Origin of the sequence: Aeromonas sp. R3-1 (assembly GCF_040908345.1) — a bacterium.
GTDB lineage: Bacteria > Pseudomonadota > Gammaproteobacteria > Enterobacterales > Aeromonadaceae > Aeromonas > Aeromonas veronii.
This window is the reverse complement of sequence record NZ_JBFODN010000025.1, coordinates 29970-51475: the sequence shown is the minus strand read 5'-3', so window position 1 is coordinate 51475 and position 21506 is coordinate 29970. Positions and strand designations below refer to the sequence as shown.

General features: G+C 60.8%; 14 protein-coding genes and 2 tRNA genes. 2 read left to right on the top strand and 14 right to left on the bottom strand.

Annotated features, from left to right (window positions below; genetic code table 11):
* The 3 genes from AB5Y85_RS01675 to astB all read right to left on the bottom strand — a co-directional run bounded on the left by AB5Y85_RS01675 (position 1) and on the right by astB (position 1787).
* Positions 1–85, bottom strand: a tRNA-Tyr gene (locus AB5Y85_RS01675).
* Positions 86–123: 38 nt separating this feature from the next.
* A tRNA-Tyr gene (locus AB5Y85_RS01670) sits at positions 124–208 on the bottom strand.
* A 241-nt stretch (positions 209–449) separates the two neighbouring features.
* Positions 450–1787 carry an N-succinylarginine dihydrolase gene (astB, locus tag AB5Y85_RS01665; RefSeq protein ID WP_257688038.1) on the bottom strand — a complete coding sequence of 446 codons (1338 nt, stop codon included), beginning with the start codon at positions 1785–1787 and terminating at the stop codon, positions 450–452.
* A gap of 355 nt (positions 1788–2142) precedes the next feature.
* Between astB and topA the strand changes: the two genes are divergently transcribed.
* Positions 2143–4764, top strand: a complete 2622-nt coding sequence (gene topA / locus AB5Y85_RS01660) for a type I DNA topoisomerase (protein ID WP_005362158.1) — start codon at positions 2143–2145, stop codon at positions 4762–4764.
* A gap of 108 nt (positions 4765–4872) precedes the next feature.
* On the top strand, positions 4873–5037 hold the full coding sequence (locus AB5Y85_RS01655) for a hypothetical protein (RefSeq protein WP_005334891.1): 165 nt from the start codon (positions 4873–4875) through the stop codon (positions 5035–5037).
* A gap of 16 nt (positions 5038–5053) precedes the next feature.
* On the opposite strand, the gene AB5Y85_RS01650 is transcribed toward AB5Y85_RS01655, so the two are convergent.
* The 11 genes from AB5Y85_RS01650 to AB5Y85_RS01600 form a co-directional block, all read right to left on the bottom strand.
* Positions 5054–5410, bottom strand: a complete 357-nt coding sequence (locus AB5Y85_RS01650) for an MGMT family protein (protein WP_019446729.1) — start codon at positions 5408–5410, stop codon at positions 5054–5056.
* A 66-nt stretch (positions 5411–5476) separates the two neighbouring features.
* Complete coding sequence (locus AB5Y85_RS01645; RefSeq protein ID WP_101529850.1) at positions 5477–7030, bottom strand: PAS domain-containing methyl-accepting chemotaxis protein; 1554 nt, start codon at positions 7028–7030, stop codon at positions 5477–5479.
* Positions 7031–7242: 212 nt separating this feature from the next.
* Entirely contained in the window at positions 7243–9108 is a 1866-nt protein-coding gene (locus tag AB5Y85_RS01640) for a beta-N-acetylhexosaminidase (protein WP_257688039.1), read from the bottom strand.
* The gene (locus AB5Y85_RS01635) at positions 9093–9965 is read right to left on the bottom strand and encodes a BadF/BadG/BcrA/BcrD ATPase family protein (RefSeq protein WP_368221079.1); all 873 of its coding nucleotides are present in this window, start codon (positions 9963–9965) and stop codon (positions 9093–9095) included. The genes AB5Y85_RS01640 and AB5Y85_RS01635 overlap by 16 nt, the downstream gene beginning before the upstream one ends.
* Positions 9958–11679, bottom strand: coding sequence for a glycoside hydrolase family 9 protein (locus tag AB5Y85_RS01630; protein ID WP_368221078.1), 1722 nt, complete (start codon positions 11677–11679; stop codon positions 9958–9960). Before AB5Y85_RS01630 ends, AB5Y85_RS01635 begins: the two co-directional genes overlap by 8 nt.
* Before the next feature lie 114 nt (positions 11680–11793).
* Entirely contained in the window at positions 11794–12786 is a 993-nt protein-coding gene (locus tag AB5Y85_RS01625) for an ABC transporter ATP-binding protein (RefSeq protein WP_005353824.1), read from the bottom strand.
* A gap of 11 nt (positions 12787–12797) precedes the next feature.
* Positions 12798–13817 (bottom strand): ABC transporter ATP-binding protein, encoded by a 1020-nt coding sequence (locus AB5Y85_RS01620; protein WP_257688041.1) that lies wholly within the window; start codon positions 13815–13817, stop codon positions 12798–12800.
* A complete protein-coding gene (locus AB5Y85_RS01615) occupies positions 13814–14734 on the bottom strand; it encodes an ABC transporter permease (RefSeq protein ID WP_005353820.1) in 921 nt (306 codons plus the stop codon). Before AB5Y85_RS01615 ends, AB5Y85_RS01620 begins: the two co-directional genes overlap by 4 nt.
* 1 nt (position 14735) lies before the next feature.
* Entirely contained in the window at positions 14736–15719 is a 984-nt protein-coding gene (locus AB5Y85_RS01610) for an ABC transporter permease (protein ID WP_005334871.1), read from the bottom strand.
* A gap of 118 nt (positions 15720–15837) precedes the next feature.
* Positions 15838–17523, bottom strand: coding sequence for an ABC transporter substrate-binding protein (locus AB5Y85_RS01605; RefSeq protein WP_005362139.1), 1686 nt, complete (start codon positions 17521–17523; stop codon positions 15838–15840).
* A 415-nt stretch (positions 17524–17938) separates the two neighbouring features.
* Positions 17939–21376: an ATP-binding protein gene (locus AB5Y85_RS01600; RefSeq protein ID WP_257688043.1), complete on the bottom strand. Its 3438-nt coding sequence runs from the start codon at positions 21374–21376 to the stop codon at positions 17939–17941.
* Between the last annotated feature and the right edge of the window lie 130 nt (positions 21377–21506).

The window sequence follows — 21506 nt, the reverse complement described above, 5'->3', positions numbered from 1 at the left end:
TGGTGGAGGGAGAAGGATTCGAACCTTCGAAGGCAGAGCCGTCAGATTTACAGTCTGATCCCTTTGGCCGCTCGGGAACCCCTCCACGGGGTATTTCCTGATTGTCACTACTTTGCACTTGAATGGTGGAGGGAGAAGGATTCGAACCTTCGAAGGCAGAGCCGTCAGATTTACAGTCTGATCCCTTTGGCCGCTCGGGAACCCCTCCCCAAGTGCGAGGCGCATACTATCAGATCCAGAGGCTTTGTGAACCCCTTGATGAGGCATCTGGCAGTAAAAAATGACTGTTCGTCGATTTTTTGATACATCCAGCTCAAAATTCAAGCTTATCAGCAAGTTGTGCGCTGCTTTTCTGCACAAAACAGCATCCGAGCAATTTGGCGATCGCGCTGAAGAGAAGGCAGATAGCAGAAGACCGCCAGCGTTGGCGGTCTTGCCGGGCATCGCATTTAGCGCTGGAACGGGTAGACCGAACCCAGTTTCAGGATCTGGGTCAGCTCGTCCAGTGCGCTGCGGGACTCCTGCACCAATGCTGGATCCCTCAGATCGTCGAGGGTCAGGCGGTCACGGTAGTGGCGATCTACCCAGCCATCGAGGCGGGCAAACTGGCTGTCGTTGATGAGGCAGGCCTGATTGACTGCGGCGAGTTCCTGATCGTTCATGGCAACCCGCAGTCGCAGGCAGGCGGGGCCGCCACCATTGCGCATGCTCTGTTTCACATCCATATAGTGGACCGCCTTGATCGGAGTCTCCTGCGTCAGCAGCTTGCCAAGATAGGCCGACACCGCCGGATTATCGCGGCACTCGGTGGGGGCGATAATGGCCATCTCGCCGCTCGGCAGGGTGAGGATCTGGGTGTTGAACAGGTAGGATTTCACCGCATCCAGCACGGATACCTCGGCGGTCGGCACTTCGATAAAGTGCAGCTCCCCTTCGCCAAACTTGCCGCGGATTTCGGTCAGCACCGCTTCGGTGTTGAGGAACGCTTGTTGGTGGAAGAAGAGCACGTTCTGGTTGCCCACCGCGATCACGTCGTTGTGGAATACTCCCTGATCGATCACCTCCGGATTTTGCTGAATAAACACCACGCTCTCCTCGCCGAGGCCATGCAGGCGGGCGATGGCCTGGCTTGCCTCCAGAGTCTGGCGGGCCGGATAGCGCTTCGGCGCCGGGCGGGAGTAGTCAAAGGCACTGCGGCCATAGACAAACAGCTCGACCCCCGCCTCGCCATAGGCGCGGCAGAGGCGGGTGTGGTTGGCGGCCCCCTCGTCGCCGAAGTGGTCATTTTCCGGCAGATGGAGGTGGTGGCTGAAGTGGCGATCATTGTTGAACACGGCGCGCAGGATACGGCCCGTGACGTCGGGCTCCAGAGAGCGGTGAAACTTGTTGGTCAGGTTGGCGGGGGTGAAGTGAATGCGGCCATCCTGAGTATCGGCACTAGGAGAGACGGTGGCGGCGTTGGCGGTCCACATGCTGGAAGCCGAATAGCAGGCAGCCAGTACGGCGGGAGCCTGTTTGGCGGCCTGTTCCAGCACCCGGGCATCGTTGCCGGTGAAGCCGAGGCGGCGCAGGGTGGCGAGATCGGGACGCTCTTGTGGCGCCAGTACCCCCTGGGTCATGCCAAGCTCGGTCAGCGCCTTCATCTTGCGCAGCCCCTGTTTGGCGGCCTCTTTCGGATTGGAAGCCTCCTGGGCATTGCTCTGGGAGGCAACGTTGCCGTAGGAGAGGCCGGCATAGTTATGAGTCGGGCCGACCAGACCGTCGAAATTGACCTCGAAGTGCTTCATTGAGTACATCCTTTCGATTTTTATGATGGGTAGCGGTTCCTTCCGCGCACAATGCGTCGGGGTTGGGCCATTATAAAGAGATTTTATGTTTTTGTAACAAGCTGGTAACTGGCAGACGTTTTTATGTCGTTTCAGATATAAAAAGAGGGGCGGTATGGCAGAAAATTGAAAAAGCGGTTGCGTCCGGCCTGCTGCCTTCGCATTAATAAATAAAGAAGCAATAAAAGAAGCCGTGTGGTTCGGGCTGGTCAGGCAAATTTGCTCACAAGATTGCTTTTTCGCGCCAAATCTCTTATACAGCCCCACAAAACCGCACACCAACCCCGTCGGGTGCAATGAGGATAATAGTTACAGCATGGGCAAATCACTGGTCATAGTGGAGTCTCCGGCCAAGGCCAAGACGATCAACAAATATCTGGGCAAGGACTACGTGGTGAAATCCAGCGTGGGTCATGTTCGCGATCTGCCCACCAGCGGCAGCGCCAGCACCGAGCCCAAGAAACCTGTCATTCGCGGCATCAAGTTGAGCGAATCCGAGAAGGCTGCCAAGGATCGCAAGGCCCTGTTTGCCCGGATGGGTATCAATCCGACCGCTGGTTGGCAGGCTAACTACCAGATTTTGCCCGGCAAGGAGAAGGTGGTCAGCGAGTTGCAAAGTCTGGCCGAGAAAGCCGACACCATCTATCTCGCAACCGACTTGGATAGAGAAGGAGAGGCGATCGCCTGGCACCTGCGCGAGATCATCGGTGGCGATGACAGCCGCTACAAGCGCGTGGTGTTCAACGAGATCACCAAGAGCGCCATCAAGGAGGCGTTCGCCCAGCCGTCCGAACTCAATATTGACCGCGTCAATGCCCAGCAGGCCCGTCGTTTCCTCGACCGCGTGGTGGGTTACATGGTCTCCCCGCTGCTGTGGAAAAAGCTGGCCCGCGGTCTCTCTGCTGGTCGGGTGCAGTCTGTCGCGGTGCGTCTCATCGTCGATAAAGAGCGCGAAATCAAGGCGTTCGTACCGGTCGAGTTCTGGGATCTCAATGCCGACCTGCTGACCGCCGACAAGAGCGATCTGCGGATGGAAGTGGTCAGCCGCAACGGTGCCGACTTCAAGCCGGTGACCCAGGCCGAGACCTTTGCCGCTGTCGCAGCCCTGGAAGGGGTCGACTACAAGGTGGTGAACCGGGAAGACAAGCCGACCGGCTCCAAACCGTCCGCGCCGTTTATCACATCTACCCTGCAGCAGGCGGCCTCTACCCGTCTGAGCTTCGGGGTCAAGAAGACCATGATGATGGCCCAGCGTCTCTATGAAGCGGGTTACATCACCTATATGCGTACCGACTCCACCAACCTCAGCAAAGAGGCGGTTGAGGCGGTGCGTGAATATATCGGCGAGCAGTATGGCGCGGCCTATCTGCCAGCCGAGCCGAATCTGTATGGCGCCAAGGCCAATGCCCAGGAAGCGCACGAAGCGATCCGTCCCTCCAACGTACAGGTGACTGCCGAGATGCTGGAAGGGATGGAGCCGGATGCCATGCGTCTGTACGATCTCATCTGGCGTCAGTTCGTTGCTTGCCAGATGACCCCGGCTCAATACGACTCCTCCACCCTGACCGTCAAGGCGGGTGAGTTCGAGCTCAAGGCCCGTGGCCGTACCCTGCGCTTCGCCGGTTGGACCAAGGCACTGCCGCCGATGGGTCGCAAGGGCGAAGATAGTCAACTGCCGGCGGTGACCGTTGGCGAGGTGCTGAAACTGGTCAAGCTGGATCCGCGCCAGCACTTCACCAAGCCGCCTGCCCGTTTCACCGAAGCCGCGCTGGTGCGCGAGCTGGAAAAACGCGGCATCGGCCGTCCGTCTACCTACGCCTCTATCATCTCCACCATCGTTGATCGCGGTTATGTGCGGGTCGAGAGCCGCCGTTTCTTCGCCGAGAAGATGGGCGAGATTGTCACCGATCGTCTGGTGGAGAACTTCGTTGAGCTGATGAACTACGAGTTCACCGCCAAGATGGAAGACAAGCTCGATGGCATCGCCGAAGGGAGCCTTGAGTGGAAGAAGGTGCTGGATGCCTTCTACGCCGAGTTTACCCAGGAGCTGGAGAAGGCCGACAAGGCGCCCGAAGAGGGCGGCATGCGTGCCAACCAGATGGTGATGACCGACATCGACTGCCCGGATTGTGGCCGCAAGATGGGCATTCGTACTGCCACCACCGGTGTTTTCCTTGGCTGCTCCGGCTATGCCCTGCCGCCGAAAGAGCGCTGCAAGAAGACCATCAACCTGGTCTCTGCCGACGAATTTGTCTCCGCCACTGACGGTGAAGAGGCGGAAACCGAAGCGCTGCGCGCCAAGCACCGCTGCGGCGTCTGTGGTACCGCGATGGATGCCTACATCATCGATGACAGCCGCAAGCTGCACGTCTGTGGTCGCAACCCGGATTGCGATGGCTACGAGATCGAGAAGGGCCAGTTCAAGCTCAAGGGCTACGAAGGGCCGAGCATCGAGTGCGACCGTTGCGGAGCCGAGATGCAGCTCAAGAACGGCCGTTTCGGCAAATACATGGGCTGCACCAACGAGACCTGCAAGAACACCCGCAAGATCCTGAAAAACGGCGACATCGCGCCGCCGAAGGAGGATCCGGTGCCGCTGCCGGAGCTCAAGTGCACCCAGTCCGATGCTCACTTTGTACTGCGTGACGGGGCTGCCGGTCTGTTCCTGGCGGCCAGCAACTTCCCCAAATCCCGCGAGACCCGCGCGCCGCTGGTGGAAGAGCTCAAGCGCTTCAAGGATCGCATCTCCGCCAAGCACAAGTATCTGGCCGGTGCCCCGCTCACCGATCCGGACGGCAACCCTGCCATCGTACGCTTCAGTCGCAAGACCAAGGAGCAGTACGTGATGAGCGAGGTCAACGGTAAGGCGACCGGTTGGACCGCTCACTACGACAACGGAACCTGGCAAGAGAGTTTGCCAAAGGCTAAAAAAGCCTGATGAAAAGAGGCCCCGACAAGGGGCCTCTTTGCTTATGGATAGCGGTATACTGAGACAGCTGCAAGGAGTGCAGCTGTCGTCAATCGCGAAGTAGACAAGGAGGTTGAGATGGAGATTAACGAGATCCGGCCGGGCATGAGCTGCATGACCCGTGAAGGGGCGGCCTATGTGCTGGAAGTGGACCGGCAGAGCCTGCTGGTGCTGCTTCAGCGCGCGGACGAGACCATACCGGTGCAGGTGCGCAGCGACGAGATCCTGGCGCCGCTGGAGTGATCCGGCTGTGACCCTCTCAAAACGGCAGTAGAAAAAGCAGCTCGGCCAGATCGGGCTGCCATTGCCACTCCTTCATTCTGACCCGCCCACCGATCACCACGACCCCTTCTTGCTGCAGGCGTCCCGTCTGTTCGGCAAAGCCTGGCGACCCTTTCGGTAACGAGATGGTGCCCGCGGCGCCCAGTACCCGATGCCACGGCAGTACCTTGTCGGTTTCCCGCAGCACCTTGCCTACCAGTCTTGCCCGTCCGGGCAGCCCCGCCAGATCGGCCACCTGACCATAGCTGACCACCCGGCCTGCCGGGATCAAGGCGATGATCGCTTCGATACGGGCCGTTTTGTTCAATGGGGATGGACTTGGTTCAATGCTCATAGACCCGATTCGTCAAAAACAACAGAAGCGCCATTGTGGCGCTTCTGTCATGGGGCTGGCAATGATTCAGCCGAAGGTCTGGCTAAGCCCCTTCAGTTGCTTGGCCCGTTCCAGCAGAGCCTGACTGGAGTGATCGACATCCAGCATCTTCTGACTGTTGGCGTGGGAGTATGCGGATATCTGGTGGATACTGCGGCTGATCTCCTCCACGACCGCTTGTTGCTGCTCTGCAGCGGTGGCGATCTGGGTGGAGTGTTCGGTGACCAGCTCTATCTCTGTCAGCACGGTATGGAGGCTGCTGGCACCCTGGCGGGTCATCTCGGCACATGCGCGGGTCTGTTGCAGGTTCTCCTGCATCATCCCCTTCCAACGTACCAGCGTGTGCTGGATCTGCTTGATGCTGCCCTGGATCTGCTCGGTTGCCTTGTGGGTGCGGGTCGATAGAGTACGCACCTCGTCTGCGACCACCGCAAAACCACGGCCCTGCTCTCCGGCGCGAGCCGCTTCGATGGCGGCGTTGAGGGCCAGCAGGTTAGTCTGCTCGGCGATGCCCTGGATCTCGCCCATGACACTGCCAATCCGTTCGGATTCGCTGGCGAGCTCTACCGCCGAGTTGAACGCCAGCTCTGCCTGTTTGGCAAGCTGTTCGATCTGTTGCTCGGTCTGGTTCAACTGCTGGTTGGTTTGTTCACAACGATTGCGAGCTTCGTTGACCTGACCGTTGGAGTCCTGAATGTTGCGGGCGATCTCGTGAGCTGTGTTGGCCATTTGAGTCATAGCCGTAGCCATCTGCTGGGTCTGGGCATCTTGCTCGTTGATATCGAGACAGGCCTGATGAGAGGCCTGCTTCAGATTGATGGCCAGGGTTTGCAGAGGTGCCGTGGCATCGTTGATCCGCCCCAACACGGTTCGGATGCGGGCCTGCAGCATCTTGATATGAAAATCGGCAATGGCGCCGGGGTTGTCACCGGAGTAGACCAGCCGGGTCAGACTGTCATATTCGCGGCCCAGTTGCTGCAGATAGTGGGGCAGGGCAAAGAGCTCGCGCCAGTAGGCTCCGCCAATAAGCAACAGGGGCAGCAGCATCAGCAGGACGGTCATGGCCCCTTGGCTGGCGAAGGTCCAGCCCATCAGGCCGAGCAGCAGCAGGGTAATGGCCGGGGTGCGCACTCTGGCAAGAGAGGGAAGGTTGCTGCTGTTGCCGCGCTCGGCCTTGAGCAGTGCCTGGTAGGTTTGAGCAGCGATGCGCTTGAATTGGGGCTCGGGCTTGCAGCGTACCGACTGGTAGCCGCTGATCCTGTTGCCTTCATAGATGGGGGTCACATAGGCATCTACCCAGTAGTAACGACCATCCTTGCAGCGATTCTTGACGATGCCGCGCCAGGGTTTGCCCTCCTTGAGGCGGGCCCAGAGATCGGCGAAGGCGGCCTTGGGCATGTCGGGGTGGCGTACCAGATTGTGGTTGTGACCGACCAGCTCGTCGGCGCTATAGCCGGCGATGGTGCAAAAAGCCGGATTGGCATAAGTGATCACCCCGCGCAGGTCAGTGGTGGAGACCAGTTGTACGTCGGCAGGAAACTCCACTTCGCTATCCAGGGTATGGACATCTCTGCGGGCCATAGGAATACGCTCCGATGTTCTTGTTGATAATGTTGTCGTTGTTATTGTGGCAGATCTGGAGGTGGCCGCAGGCTCGCGCCAGCAGGAGGCAGACCAGCTTCATTGGGGGCTGGATTTTGCCAATAATGGCGGATGAATGGTAGGGGGAAGTTGATGTTTTGTTGGTTAATCGTAAAAAAGGCGGCCGATTGGCCGCCAAAGTAGAGACAACATTACCTCTGTGGCATCCGGTAGCGCACCTGCAACTGATCGAGGATCTGCAGCTGACCCGGCAGGCGGGCGGCGAAGTGCTCCCAGCCCTTGTGGGCGGGATCGCTCCAGGCCACCTCGGCCGTGGCCAGCATACGCGGGAACAACATGTAGTCGAGACGATCACGGCTGGTGATCAATTCTGACCACAAGGGGCTCAGCACCCCGAGGATGTTATCGTTGGCATGGAAATCGGCTGGGGCAGGGTCACACGCGTAGATCTGCTCCAGATTGAGGGTCCCCGCCCAGTAGAGGCCGGGTTCATGAATATCGGCGCTCCAGGCCAGATCCAGATAGAGGAACTGGGCGGGCGCCATCACCACCGGATAACCGGCCGCGGCAGCATCCAGCCCCGCCTGAAAGCTGGTCCAGGCACAGATGGCCGCTTTGCGGCTCACCTTGTCGCCATGCAGGATCTCCTCCCAGCCGATCATCTGTTTGCCTCTGGCGGCCAGATAGCGCTGGCAGTGGCGCAGCAGATGGCCCTGCAGCTCGCGGCAATCGGCGTAGCCCTGCTCGACCATCAGCTGCTGGCAAGTGGGGCTGTCGGTCCAGACCCCGGTCGGCACCTCGTCACCCCCCATGTGGATCTGCGGGCCGGGGAAGAGCTCGCATACCTCGTCCAGCACCGCCTCCAGAAAGCGGTAGGTGCCGGGCAGGGCGGGGTTGAGCACGTTGTCATCGAAATGCTGAACCGAGCGGTAGCGGGAGTGATCCGCCGTTTCGATCAGTAACTCGGGCAGCGCCTTGATGGCGGCGTGGCAATGGCCCGGAATGTCGATCTCGGGAATGACGGTGATGCCGAGCTCACTGGCATAGCTCACCAGCTCCTTCACCTCGCTCTGGGTGTAGTAGCCGCCATAGGGTTCGGCACCGCCGCTGAGCTGGGGGCCGATCGCCAGATCGTGGCCGCGCCAGGCACCCACGTCGGTCAGTGCCGGGAAGGCCTTGATCTCGAGTCGCCACCCCTCGTCATCGGTCAGATGCCAGTGGAAGCGGTTGAACTTGTAGAGGCTCATCAGTTTGAGCAGACGCTTGATGGTGGCCGGGGTGTGGAAGTGGCGGGCGCAGTCGAGAAAAATGCCGCGAAAGCCAAAGCGCGGGGCATCCTCCAGCGTGACGCAGGGCAGGCTCTCCCCATGTTGCAGATACCACTGGGCTAGCGTCACCAGCCCATGGCGCCAGCCCGTTTCGTCGGCGGCGGCAATCACCACCTCCTGCGGCGTGATGGTGAGTTGGTAGGCTTCGGGTGCCAGTTTGGCCTCGGTCAGCCGGATTTCAGCGTCGTGATCTTGCTCCAGCGCCAGCGACGTCAGCTCGTTGAAGTGGGCCAGCAGTTTCGGCACATCGCGGGGAGCGCTGACATGAGCCCGCTCGGCCAGCCGGAAGTTCCCCTCCAGCTGCACCAGATGGGCCGGTTGCGGCACTATGCCGGGCAGGGACTCGACATCCGGCAGGTCGGGGCGGGTTACCGGCGGGTTTTCCAGTCCAAGATCCTGAGCGGCCAGTGTCACCGGCAGCAGCTGTGCACCCGTGGTCGCCTCCGGCAGGCTGAGGAAGAACCCCTGCGGCATGTCGGAGAGCTTCTTGATGGGCGTCTGGCGGCAGCAAAAGCGCAGCTCGCAGCTGTCAGCGTTCGGGACAATCACCTTGTAGCTGCCGCTTTGGCGCGCCAGCTCGCCTCCTTGCAAGGAGTCGGGGTCGATATGGCGAGCCAGACAGAAGTGCAGCTTCCACTTGGTATCAGGCATGCGGGAGAGGGTGAAAGTGAACCAGACATCCTCGCCGTCACGTCGGGCTACCTGGGTGTGGATCAGGGGTGTAGACATGGAAAATCCTCTGATTGGGCAAACAGGATGGCGCCATCGAGCGCATCTGCCTGGGGGGGGATCAGGTTGAGCTGGCCGAGACGGGGAGCGAGGCGGGTGCCAATCCCCCCCAGCAGGGCGATCTGTCTGGCACCGAGCTGGGTCATTCCCTCCAGCAGGATCCGCAGCTGTTCGCAGGTTTCGTCCAGCAGCTGATTGGCGAGCTCGTCGCCATCGCTGGCGGCATCGAATACCCAGGGGGCAAAGTGGCCATAGTCCGCCGGAATGGCGCGGGCGGCCCAGCGTACCACCTCGGCCTGATCCCGCTTGAAGCGGTCCATCAAGCGGATAGCGAGGGTGCTGGGGGGCAGAATGCCGTCGTGGCAGAGCAGGGATTGCTGGATGGCGCGCAGCCCCAGCCAGGCGCCGCTGCCTATGTCTGAAATGGGGAAGCCGCGGCCGGAGCAGGTGCGGATCTGCCCCTCCTGATAGACCAGCCCCACCGAGCCGGTACCGGCGATGAGGATGGCCCCCTCACGGCCGCCAAAGGCGCCGAGGCAAGCACCGAAGGCATCGGAGGTGAGCCTGACGCTGGCAAAGGGGAAGGGCATCTCGAGCAGGGCGTGATAGCAGTCGGCCAGCTCGGCGGAGGCGAGCGCCAGCCCGACCCCCATCTGCTGTTCACTCTCGATAGAGATCCCGGCGGCAAGGCGGGCGCTGGCGATGGCGGCCAGCACATTGGCGTGGGCATGGGGGATGCCCAGCTCCAGATTGGAGCCAGCCGCGCGTCCCTCTCCGAGCAGCTTGCTCGCCCGATCCCGAATGCGGGCGCGGGTGTGGGTGCCCCCGCCATCGACGCCTACCCAGAACTCAATCATGGCGACCTCCATTTCCCTGCGCATTCTGCCAGCTGATAGCCAAAGCAAACCAGGCCGCGTGGGGGATCCACTGCTCGCCCCAGCGCCAGTTCTGATCCAGCCGATCCTGGTACTCCTCCGGAATAAAAGCCACGTCGTTTTCGTCATCAAACCCGGCGGTGATGCCGTTGCAGATTCCCCCCTGCGCATTGGGATACCCGGCGGTATAGGCGGGGTTGTTGATGCCGTGGCCCGCCAGCATGCAGGCGTTGAAGGGGTTTTGCCCGAGGACCCAGTCGAGTTGGCGCTGACCGTAAGTGATGAGCGGCTGGCTCTGGCGGGGGAAGTGGCGGGCGCCAGCAAAGGCCATGGTCGCCAGCGAGGCGAGGCGGGCGTTCTCCCCCTGCCACCAGTAACCGGATTCGTTGTTGTGGGGCATAAAGAAGCTGACGCGCGGCGCTTCATCCACCCCTTTCACATATTGGCGGGCGAGGGAGAAGGGGTTGCCTGCGCGGGCACAGAGCGCCAGTTCGGCGGCCAGTGCCTGCTCCACCACGGTTTGTACCTGGGCCTGGTGCCCCTGATCCGGCTCTACGCCCAGATATTCCAGCAGCGCCAGCACCGGCAGACCCGCTTCGGCGGCGTGGTAGTAGGGGCGCGAGCCATCCTCGTTGGCCGACCAGTAGTGACCCAGCTCAGGATGAGGGCGCTGGCGGGCACAGAGCTTGCTGGCGCGGGCTCTCGCCTCATTCAGCCACTCGGCGCCGAAGGTGCGGGTCAGCTCCACCGCCGCCAGCAGGGCGCAGTAGTCGTCGATGATGTTCTCGACCCCGTCATCAAGGTAGGCAAGGTTGTGTTCGCACAGATGCAGGTAGCCGCGTTTGGCTGCCTCGGCGTAGCGGCTGGCATCGAAGTCGCCGCTAACGCTCTCGCGGGCGGCGCGGGCCAGCGCGGCGATGGCCATGCCGCCCCCTTGGCGGAACCCCGCCTGCCAGTTGGCAGACTTGAGCCCCTGCTGGGTGGCATAGGCGCACAGCTCGCGCTGGGCGGGATCCTTGCTCCACTTATCGAACAGGGTCATGTAGAAGAAGCCCGACTCATCCTGCATCCGGCAGAGGAAATCGGCGCCGTGCAGCGCCTCGTCATTGAGCCGCTTGCAGAGGTTCACCCCGTCGATATCGCGGCGCGGGGCCAGCAGTTCCCGGCACTTGAGCAGAGCCCACACCACCATGGGGGTCTGCTGGGGGTTGAGGTAGTTGGCGTAGGAGAGGTGGCTCAGGTACTTGCTCATGTCGCCGCTGGCATCGAACCAGCCGCCGTGCACATCTTTGTGCTGGTCGGTGCCAAACAGGCGGGCGCTGCGGTCGGCCCGATCGAAGGTGCCGCTGGCGCGCTGGCCCTTGAAGTAGTGAATGACATCGGAGAGGCAGTGGCTGGCCAGCAGATCCTGGCCGATGGCAAAGCGGGTCGAGCGGACTATGCCTTGGGCAGTGATCGCCTCCAGCCGATAGTGGCCGGGCTCCTTGAAGGCGGAGAAGTCGGCACGCCAGTAAGCGCGGCCCTGCCAGCCGGGAACGCTGCCGGCCGGTTGCAGCGGGGTTTCAAACAGGATCTGGCCATCATCGAGGCGTTGCAGCCTGACATAGCCGCCGAGATCAGGGGCGGGGGAGGTTTGCAACAGGGCGACCTTATGTCCGTCGCACTCGTAGCCCACCTGATTGATCAAGAGTTCCATCAAGGTATTACTCCTGTGGTTCACCGCCGGGCGGTGAGGCACATCACGGGGCTGTGGCCGCCCCGTATCGAGGCATGGCCGGACAGGGTTGTCCGGCCGGTATCGGGTTCACCTTCACTCGTAGAGGTAGCAGCGCACGAAGTGGTTGTCGGCAAGCTTGGTGATGGGTGGCAGCGCCTCCTTGCAGCGGGGCATTGCCTGATTGCAGCGCCCGGCAAAGGGGCAACCGCAGGACTCCGGCGTCCAGAGCGGGATCTCCCCCTTGCGGCCCCCCTCCAGCTCGGCGTGGATACTCTTCTCCGGGTCGGGTACCGCCGAGATGAGCAGTTGGGTGTAGGGGTGCTGCGGGTGGTGCAGGATCTCGTCCACCTCGCCCCACTCCACCATGTGACCCACATACATGACTGCCAGATCTTCCGCCACATAGCGGGCGGTGGCGATGTCGTGGGTGATGTAGAGCATGGAGACGCCGAGCTCGTTCTTCATCTGTTCCATCAGGTTGAGGATGCCGATGCGAATAGAGACGTCGAGCATGGAGGTGGGTTCGTCCGCCAGCACCACCTCCGCCTCCACCGCCAGATTGCGGGCGATGTTGACCCGCTGGCGCTGGCCGCCGGAGAGCTGGTGCGGATACTTGGCCGCCGTTGCCTTGGCGGGGGTGAGCCCCACCTTCTCCAGCAGGGCGTAGACCATGTCGGGCAGCTCTTTTTTGTCGATCACCTTGCTGTGCAGCAGCAGGGGGCGGGCGATGTGGTGATAGATGGTGTGGGTCGGGTTGAGCGAACCGAACGGATCTTGCCACACCATCTGCACGCTCTGGCGATAGTCCAGCAGGGCGGTGCCTTTGTTGAACTCCTCCAGATCGTGGCCGCGATAGAGAATGCGCCCGGCACTGAGCTTGTACATCTTGGCGATGATCTTGGCGATGGTGCTCTTGCCGGAGCCCGACTCCCCGACCACCGCCAGGGCGCGGCCCCGGTGCAGGTTGAAGGTGATGTCGGAGAGTGCCCGCATCTTGCCACTCTTGATGGCATTGGAGTTGATGGGGAAGTCCTTGTAGAGGTGCTGGACTTCGATGATGGGTGCATCGGTTTTGGCGATTTGCATGACAGACATCCTTAACAGCCAGCGGCCTTGTCCAGATAGATCACGGAATCTTGTTGCAGTCCCTGCTTCTCATAGAGGTGGCAGGCGGTCTGTTGCCCGGGACGGATCTCGGCCAATCTGGTGTACTCCTGACGGCAGCGATCGTGCACCTTGCCGCAGCGGGCCTGAAAGCGACAGCCGACCGGCACCTCCAGCAGGTTGAGCGGGGTGCCCGGGATCCCCTCCAGCACCTTCTTCGGCCCGTGCAGGGGCGGGAAGGAGTTGCCGAGCCCTCTGGTATAGGGGTGCAGCGGCGCGGTCAGGATCGCCTTGGAGGGAGCGACCTCCACCAGTTCACCGGCATACATGATGCCGATGCGATCGCAGAACTCCACCATCAGGGAGAGGTCGTGGGTGATGAACAGAATGGAGAAGTTGAACTTCTCTTTCAGGGCATAGACCTTCTGCAGGATCTCCCGCTGTACCACCACATCGAGCGCCGTGGTCGGCTCATCCATGATGAGCAGCTCGGGGTTGAGCGCCATGGCGATGGCAATCACCAGCCGCTGGCGCATGCCGCCGGAGAACTGGTGCGGGTAATCCTTGAGCCGGCTCGGGTGGATATCGACGATGGTGAGCAGCTCCTGGGCGCGCTTGATCGCCTCGTAACGGGTCATGCCGGGGTTGTGGGCCAGCAGCACGTCGCAGAACTGCTCCTCCATCCGCAGCACAGGGTTCAGGGCGTTCATGGCGGACTGGAATACCACCGACACCTGTTGCCAGCGATAGGAGCGCAGCCGCTCGTCGTTGTAATGGAGGATGTTCTCCCCCTTGAACAGGATCTCGCCACCGCTGATGTAGGCGGGCGGCTTGTGCAGCCGGGCCACCGAGAAGGCGACGGTGGATTTGCCGCAGCCCGACTCTCCGGCGAGACCGAAGATCTCGCCCTGTCTGATATCGAAGCTCACCGAGTTGACGGCGCGCACGTCGCCATTTTCGGTGATGTAGTCGACGCAAAGATTGCGTACTGACAGCAGGGGATGCTTGTTCATGCTGTCTTCTCCTGTGCGGCAGAGAGTGGTGTGGCGACCGGTGTGGCCAGCTTCTTCCAGCGGCTCAACCCTTTGTGGGAGCGCAGCTGCGGGTTGGCAATCTCGTCGATGGCGAAGTTGAGCAGAGCCAGACCGGCACCCAGGGTGGCGATGGCAAAGCAGGGAGCCAGGATCTCCCACCAGGCGCCGACCAGAATGGCGCTGGAAGTCTGGGCGTTGTAGAGCATGATGCCCCAGCTCACCACGGTCGGGTCGCCAAGCCCCAGGAACTCCAGGGTCGCTTCGGTGACGATGGCGTAGATGATGGAGCCGATGAAGCTCACTCCGATGATGGAGATGAGGTTGGGCAGGATCTCCACCAGAATGATGCGCCAGGCCGGCTCGCCCAGCACTTCGGCGGCGATGACGAACTCCTTCTCGCGCAGCGCCAGGGTCTGGGCGCGGATGACCCGCGCACCATAGGCCCACGAGGTCAACCCTATTATCACGGCAATCACCGCCGGTGACGCCTCCCCGATAAAGCTCGCCAGCACCAGTAGCAAGGGGAGGTTGGGGATCACCAGCACCACGTTCATCAGGAAGGTGAGGCACTCGTCCACCAGACCGCCGAAGTAACCGGCGGTGATGCCGATGGCGACGGCCAGGGTGCAGACCAGCAGGCCTGCGCTGAAGCCCACCAGCAGCGAGATACGGGCGCCGTTGGTGAACTGGGCCCAGATATCGTGGCCCATGCGGGTTGAACCCATCACGAACTCGGCACTGGGCGGCTGGTGCGGGCGAGCCACCCGTTTGGTCGGCTCGTTGCTGGCCAGAATGGGGGCAAAGAGGGCCATCAGTACGAAGGCAACCACGATGGCGAGGCCACAGGCAGCCTTCTTGTTGCCCAGCAGGATCTTGAGAATGGTCGGCATACGCATCTTATTTGCCTCCTGTACGCAGACGGGGATCCAGGAAGACGTAGAGCACGTCGGCCAGGAAGTTGAAGCTGAGCATGGTGATGGTCATGATGAGCAGCTGCCCCTGAATGAGCGGGTAGTCGCGGGCCAGAATGCCCTGATAGAGGGTCAGGCCCAGGCCGGGATAGTTGAAGATCACCTCGGTGATGAGGGAGCCACCGATAACGAAGCCGAGCGCCATGGAGAGGGCGGTGACGCTGGGCAGAATGGCGTTGCGGGCGCCGTAGTTGAAGATCACCCGGTTGCTGGAGAGCCCCTTGGCCTTGGCCATGGTGATGTAATCCTCACCCAGCAGGTTGATCATGTTGTTGCGCATGGTGATGAGGAAGCCCCCCACCTGCACCACGGCCAGGGTCAGCACCGGCATGATGGCGTGGGTCATGATGCTCTTGATGTGCTCCCAGCCCCAGTCAGCCTTGATCTCCGGGCTGTAGGCGTAGCCGATGGGCAGCCACTCGAGGCTGACTCCGAACAGGAACAGGGCGAGCAGGGAGACCACCACCGGCGGAATGGCCTGCATCACCAGGGTGAGCGGGGAGAGAATGCTGTCCATCCGGCCGCCGCGATACCAGGCGGCGAAGATGCCGACGATGGAACCGAGGGAGAAGCTCAGGATGGTGGAGGTGCCGACCAGAAACAGGGTCCAGCCGATGGCACGGCCCAGCACGTCAGAGACCTGCTGCGGGTAGAAGCGCACCGAGGTGCCGAGATCCCAGGTGAAGACACTCTTCACATAGGTGAGAAACTGGGTGCCGATGGGGCCGTCGACAAAGCCGAAGGTGGCTTTGAGGGCTTCCAGGGCTGCGGGTTCCATCATGGCGCCAGCGCGGGCAAACATCACGGAGACAGGATCCCCTGGCATGGCACGGGGTAACAGGAAGTTGATGGTGGCGGCTACCAGAAAGGCAACCAGATAGAAGGAAAAGCGTCTCAGTATGAATCCCATGATAGTACCTTTTACTGCAAGTCTGCCCCGCGTCGGGTATAGCGACCCCAACCCCGGCGGTGCCTGGCAAGAAGGGGATTAACGGGGAAGATGGCCCCCCGCAGGGGGCCGGGATTGTTTAGCTGTTTGGCTTGAGGGACAACACGTGCAGCAGACGCTCAGGGGTGTCCGGGTGGAGCTGAGGTTTGGCTACCGGGTTATCAGCACTGAACCAGCCGTTGAAGCGCTTGGTGCTGTACTCGTACCAGGTCGGGTTGTTGAAGACCGGAATGATGGTCTGGTTGGCACCAACACGATCCTGGATGGCGAACATGATCTCCTTCTGCTTGGCCGCATCGGCGGTCTGGGTGAAGTCATCGATCAGCTTGTCGAGCTCGGGGTCCTTGTAACGGGGTGCGGCGAAGCGGTTGCCACGGTCACCCATGTTGCGGGAGTGGAACGCGGTCTCGAAGTACTTGTGCGGGTTGGCACCGGCAAAGTAACCCTGCAGGGCGACATCGAAGTCACCGGTGATCAGGTTCTCGGTCCAGACGGTCGCTTCCGGGGTGGCGGTCTTGGCGTTCAGGCCCAGCGCCTGCAGCCCTTCTACACCAATCTGAACTGTGTTGACCCAGTCGGTCCAGCCGTTCGGTACCAGTACCTTGAACTCGATCTTTTTGCAGCTCGGGGTGTCGAGGAACTTGTCGCCGTCACAATCCTTGTAGCCTGCCTCTTTCAGCAGGGCCTTGGCCCCTTCCAGATCGAACTTGTTGTACTTGCCGTACTTCTTGTCCACTTCCGGGTTGTTCCAGGAGTCAAAGGCTTTGCCCAGACCTGACGGGTACTCGTTGACGGTGGGGTAGCCGTAGCCCGCGATATCCACCATGGACTGGCGGTCCATCGCCATGGAGAAGGCGCGGCGGAAGTTGATGTCGTTGAAGGCTTCGTTATTGCCCGGGTTCTTGGTCTGGAAGTTGACGTTGAACGCCACGGTACCGGAGGCTGGGAACCAGTATTTGTTGTTCTTCGGATCGTTGCCGACGTAGAGGCGCTCGATATCCGGCACGAAGGAGCCGAACCAGTCGATGTCACCCTTCATGACAGCCGCCAGCACCTGGTCGTTGGTGGCCATCTGCGGCATACGCAGACAGTCGATAGCGAGGTTGGCGTTATCCCAGTAGTGCGGGTTGCGGCACTGGGTATAGAGCTGGGCGGAGAAGTTGTCCACTTCGGTGAAGGGGCCAGTACCAACCGGCTTGTCGTTGGTGAAGGCAACCGGATCTTTCACCGATTTCCACTGATGCTCCGGCACGATAGGTACCAGCACCAGATCGTTCACCACGTTGGTGTTGACCTCGGTCAGGTCGAATTTGACCTTGTTGGGGGCCAGCTTCTCGACGCTCTTGATCTGGGTCCAGATTGAGCGCTCATCCAGCGCCTTGTTGGCCTTGACCAGATTGAAGGAGAAGATGATGTCATCGGCATCAAAGGCTTCGCCGTCAGACCACTTCACGCCGTCACGCAGATCGAAGGTGACGGATTTCAGGTCATCGCTGAACGCATAGTTGGTGGCCAGACGATAGACGGGTTTGCCCCCTTGCATATCGTTGAAGATCACCAGCGGCTCATAGATGAAGTGACGGGTGGTGTGCAGCAAGCCCGCTTGCAGGAAGGGGTTGAAGTTCTTGACCCAGGCGGTTTCCTGCTGTGCGACCATGGTCAGCACGGTTTTGTTTTCTGCGGCCATGGCGTTACCGGCGGCACCGGCAAGCATCATGGTTCCCAGCATTACAGCGGTAGAGATTTTGGATACTTTGGCAAGCATATGTTTTCCTTTCTTATTTTTTGGCATTCCCGAGGGTTCGCCTTGTTTTGTGTGAGCACCGGTTTCGCATGCTGATGAAATCGGCCCTCTGTGTTGGTCAGGTGTCTAACCTTTGTCGTTCTGTTTTCCAACGCCCTAAGCAAACCAGAATTAACAGGAAAACAACAACTATTGATTTCGTTGTTTTCGTAAAAATTGACGGTGTTACGTCAATCTCGTCAAAATCGATTTTTATCTGTTTAAAATCATTACCTTGCGTTATTTGCGTTCGCGTAAAAAGTGGCTGTGAAAATGGCGTATATGACAAATTTGTGAATTGGATCTGCTCTCGGTTTCGGGGTTGTGCGGGGCTTTGTTTTGCATAAAAAGAAACCAGATTGCCAATTGTGATCCGGCGCCCGTTTAGGGCGCCGTGTCACGGTTTGCGGTTGGCGAGTTGACGCAGGGTCTGGGCGCTGTGCTGCAACTGCTGGCGCTGGTGGTCATTGAGCGGGCAGTGGCCCAGCACATACTCGGTGGTGGCCACGACCGTCTTCCAGCGTGGCGACTTGGGCAGGGTGTCCAGACTCAGGTATTTGTCGAGGGTGCGGGTCTGCGGGCTGGATCTGTCCATATAGACCCGCCACAGCTTGCTCTTCTCCGCCAGCACGATTTTGCCCTTGCCGGTCCCCTGCTGCCAGGCATCCAGGGTGAGCTGCATGGTCTCTACCAGCGCACGGCGCAGCGGCTCGTCATCCTGCTGGCGAATGAGGTCGTCGGCCAGCGAACGGAACTCGCCACCCAGGCGGCTCAGCTCACCCAGCAGCTGTTCATCTTCGATGATAGCTTGCCGCGAGAGGTTCTTGAGGGCGTTCTCCAGCGCCATTACCCGGTTCTCATCCTGACGCAGCTCGGTACTCAGAGTGAGGGCGAAAGCGGCCTGTCCTCCGAGCGCGATGGGCAGGGCACGGGCGTTGAGCACATCTTTTTGCCCGGCTACCAGAAACTCCAGATTGTGTTCCCGCTCGCTGGCAAGGTCGGGCCACTGCTGTTGCAGCGGGGTGGCGAGCCACTCATTGAGGGGCTGCCCCTCCATGGCTTCCGGCTCCTGTCCCAGCAGGCGCGCCAGTACCCGGGAGGCAAACAGCACTGTGCCCTGCTCGTCGATAAAGATCATGGGGTCGGCCCCTTCGCCGAGCAGGGCCAGCAGGCGCTGCTGATCCTGATGCAGCCGATCCTGCAGGGTGAGGCGATGTTCGATCTCCTGCTTCAATAGCCGGTTCTCTACCAGCGAGGCGCGTCCGGCCTTGGCCTCGAGCAGTGCCTTGACCCGGGCAAACAGCTCCTCCTTGCAGAAGGGTTTGACCAGATAGTCGTTGGCACCGGCCCCGAAGCCCTCCTCGATATCCTTGGGCTGGTTGAGGGCGGTGAGCAGCAGCACCGGCAGCATATCTTTCGGGTGTTGCTGGCGCAGGCGGCGGCAGACGTCAAAACCGGAAAGGGTCGGCATCATCACATCGAGCAGGATGAGGTCCACCGACTCCTCGGCCAGCTTGGCCAGCGCATCGTGGCCGTCACTGCTGGGCAGGATGCGGTAGCCGCAGGGTTGCAGCAGATGGCGCAGTATGTGCAGGTTGATGGGCTCGTCATCCACCACCAGAATGAGCGGCGCCCCCTCGGGGGGAGGGGGCAGATCGTCGCTCTCCCAGTCCGGCAGGATCAGCGGTTGCTGGCGCACCAGCTGATGCTCGATCTGGCGGCTGTCGAGAGTCAGATTGGCCGCTTTGCCGGTGGCAAGGGGCAGGGTAAAGGCGAAGGTAGAGCCGACGCTCGGCTCGCTCTCGACAAACAGCTCGCCCCCCATCAGGTGCACCAGCTGACGGGTGATGGAGAGACCAAGGCCGGCCCCCTGCTTGCTTACCTCCGGGCTCATCTGTACCAGCGGCTCGAAGATATGTTCGAGATGATCGGGGGCGATGCCGATGCCGGTATCCGTGACCTTGATGCGCAGGAAGTTGTTCTCGACGATGGCACTGAGCACCACCTTGCCCTGCGGCGTGTACTTGATGGCGTTGCCCACCAGGTTGTAGAGCACCTGTTCGAGCCGCTGTTCGTCGGCCAGCACCGGCGGCAGTTCGGCCGGGCTGATATCCACCAGAGTGAGGGGTTTGGCCTGCACCAGATGCTGGCAGAGGTCCAGCACCAGCCGGATAACCCCCTTGGATGAGACGGGCTGGGAGTGGATCTCCAGCTGGCCGTAGCGCATCTGGTGGTAGTCCAGCAGATCGTCCACCAGACGGGCCAGGCCGTCTGCACTCTTGATGATGAGCCCGAGCTGCTTTTGCTGCCCTTCGGTCAAATCCTGCTGGCTGGCGAGCATCGACTCGGCCATCCCCTTGATGCCGTGAATGGGGGTACGCAGCTCGTGGGAGGTGTTGGCCAGCAGTTCATCCTTGAGCTTGTCCGCTTGCTGCAGGCTGAGGTTCTGCTTGTGGGTCAGCTTGACCTGCTGTTGCAGCTCCTGGGTCTGCTGTTCGATCAGTTCGATCTTGTCCTTCACCGAGCGCTGCATATGGCGAAATGCCTCGGCCAGCCGGTCGATATCATCGCCGGTGCGCTCGATGGCGATGGGGTGATCCAGCGCGCCGTCGGCCACCTGCTCGGCCGCTTCGGTCAGGGAGCGCAGCGGCGCCGTGATGGAGTGGGAGAGCCAGCGGGAGAAGAGGATCAGCAGCAGTACCGAACCCGCGCCCAGCACAATTACCAGAGTTTCCAGCTGGCGGATCGGGGCATAGGCTTCCCGGGTGGAGATCTCGGCGATAAAGGCCCACTCGGTATCGAACACCTTCACCTGGGTGTAGGCGGCCAGCACCTCGTCATCCTGATAGGAGTGGAACAGCCCGACCCCCTGCTCGCCGGAGAGCGTCTTGGTGATGAGGGGGGTTTGCAGCGGCCGGAAATTGGGGCTGAAGCTGTTCTCGACGCTGAACTCCGGTGCCAGCCAGGCATCGGCGCGCATCCGCTTGTCAGGGCCGATCAGGATAGTCTCGCCGGTCTCGCCCAGCCCCTCCCGCTCCGCCATGATCTGGTTGAGCTTGTCCGGCAGTAGCTCGAAAATCACCACCCCGCGCACATAGTCGTACTGCATCACGGGGGCTGCCATGTAGGCGACCACCTGCCCGGTCAGCTCGTTGCGGCCAAAATCGGTGAACTCGAAGATCTGCTGCGGTTTCTGGCCGCCATCAAGGCGGCGTTTGATCTTGGCGAAGGTCTGGCCCAAGCCACTGCCCTGATAAGGTCCGGAGAGCAGATTGGTGGCAAAGTTAGGGTGCTTGGTGACCGAATAGACCACATCACCGTTGAGGTCCACCAGAAAGATGTCGCTGTAGTTGGACTTGCGCACCATGTCGGCATAGCCGCGATGAAAGCGTTGGTGCACCCGGCCATACATCTCGTCGGCGAGGATAAGTGCCGTGATGGAGGGTTCGATCTCCACCTGACTGTCCGGTTTGCGCAGTTGATCCCAGGAGCCGGGCAGATAGCGGGCCTGAGCACGGCTGCGGGCCTCCTGCGGTGTGGTGCCCAGCTTCTCGAAGGCGCCGGTAAAGCCATAGAAACGGCCGATACTGTTGCCGGCAAAATCCTGCTGGGAGAAGTTGATGATCTGCTCTTTGAGGTTGTTGAAGTAATCCTCGAGCTGACTCTTCTTGATATTACGGACGGAGACCAGATGGTTGGAGGTCTGGGTGGTGAGATCCTTGCCGTGGCTGTATAGGAAGAAGAGGGTGATGACCAAAAAGGGCACCATGCCCAACATGAAAAAAGCCAGCATTAACTGCGGCCTGAGCCCACGAAGCGTGAAGATCCATTTCATCTTGTGATTTTCAATTGAGAATCCGGTTATTAAGCCGCTCAAGTCTCGAACGAAAGCGTAATCATTTCAACGACTTTATCCCAAATTCGCTTGGTGGGTCACAGCTGGCTGGAGAAAAATGCAGCAAGGC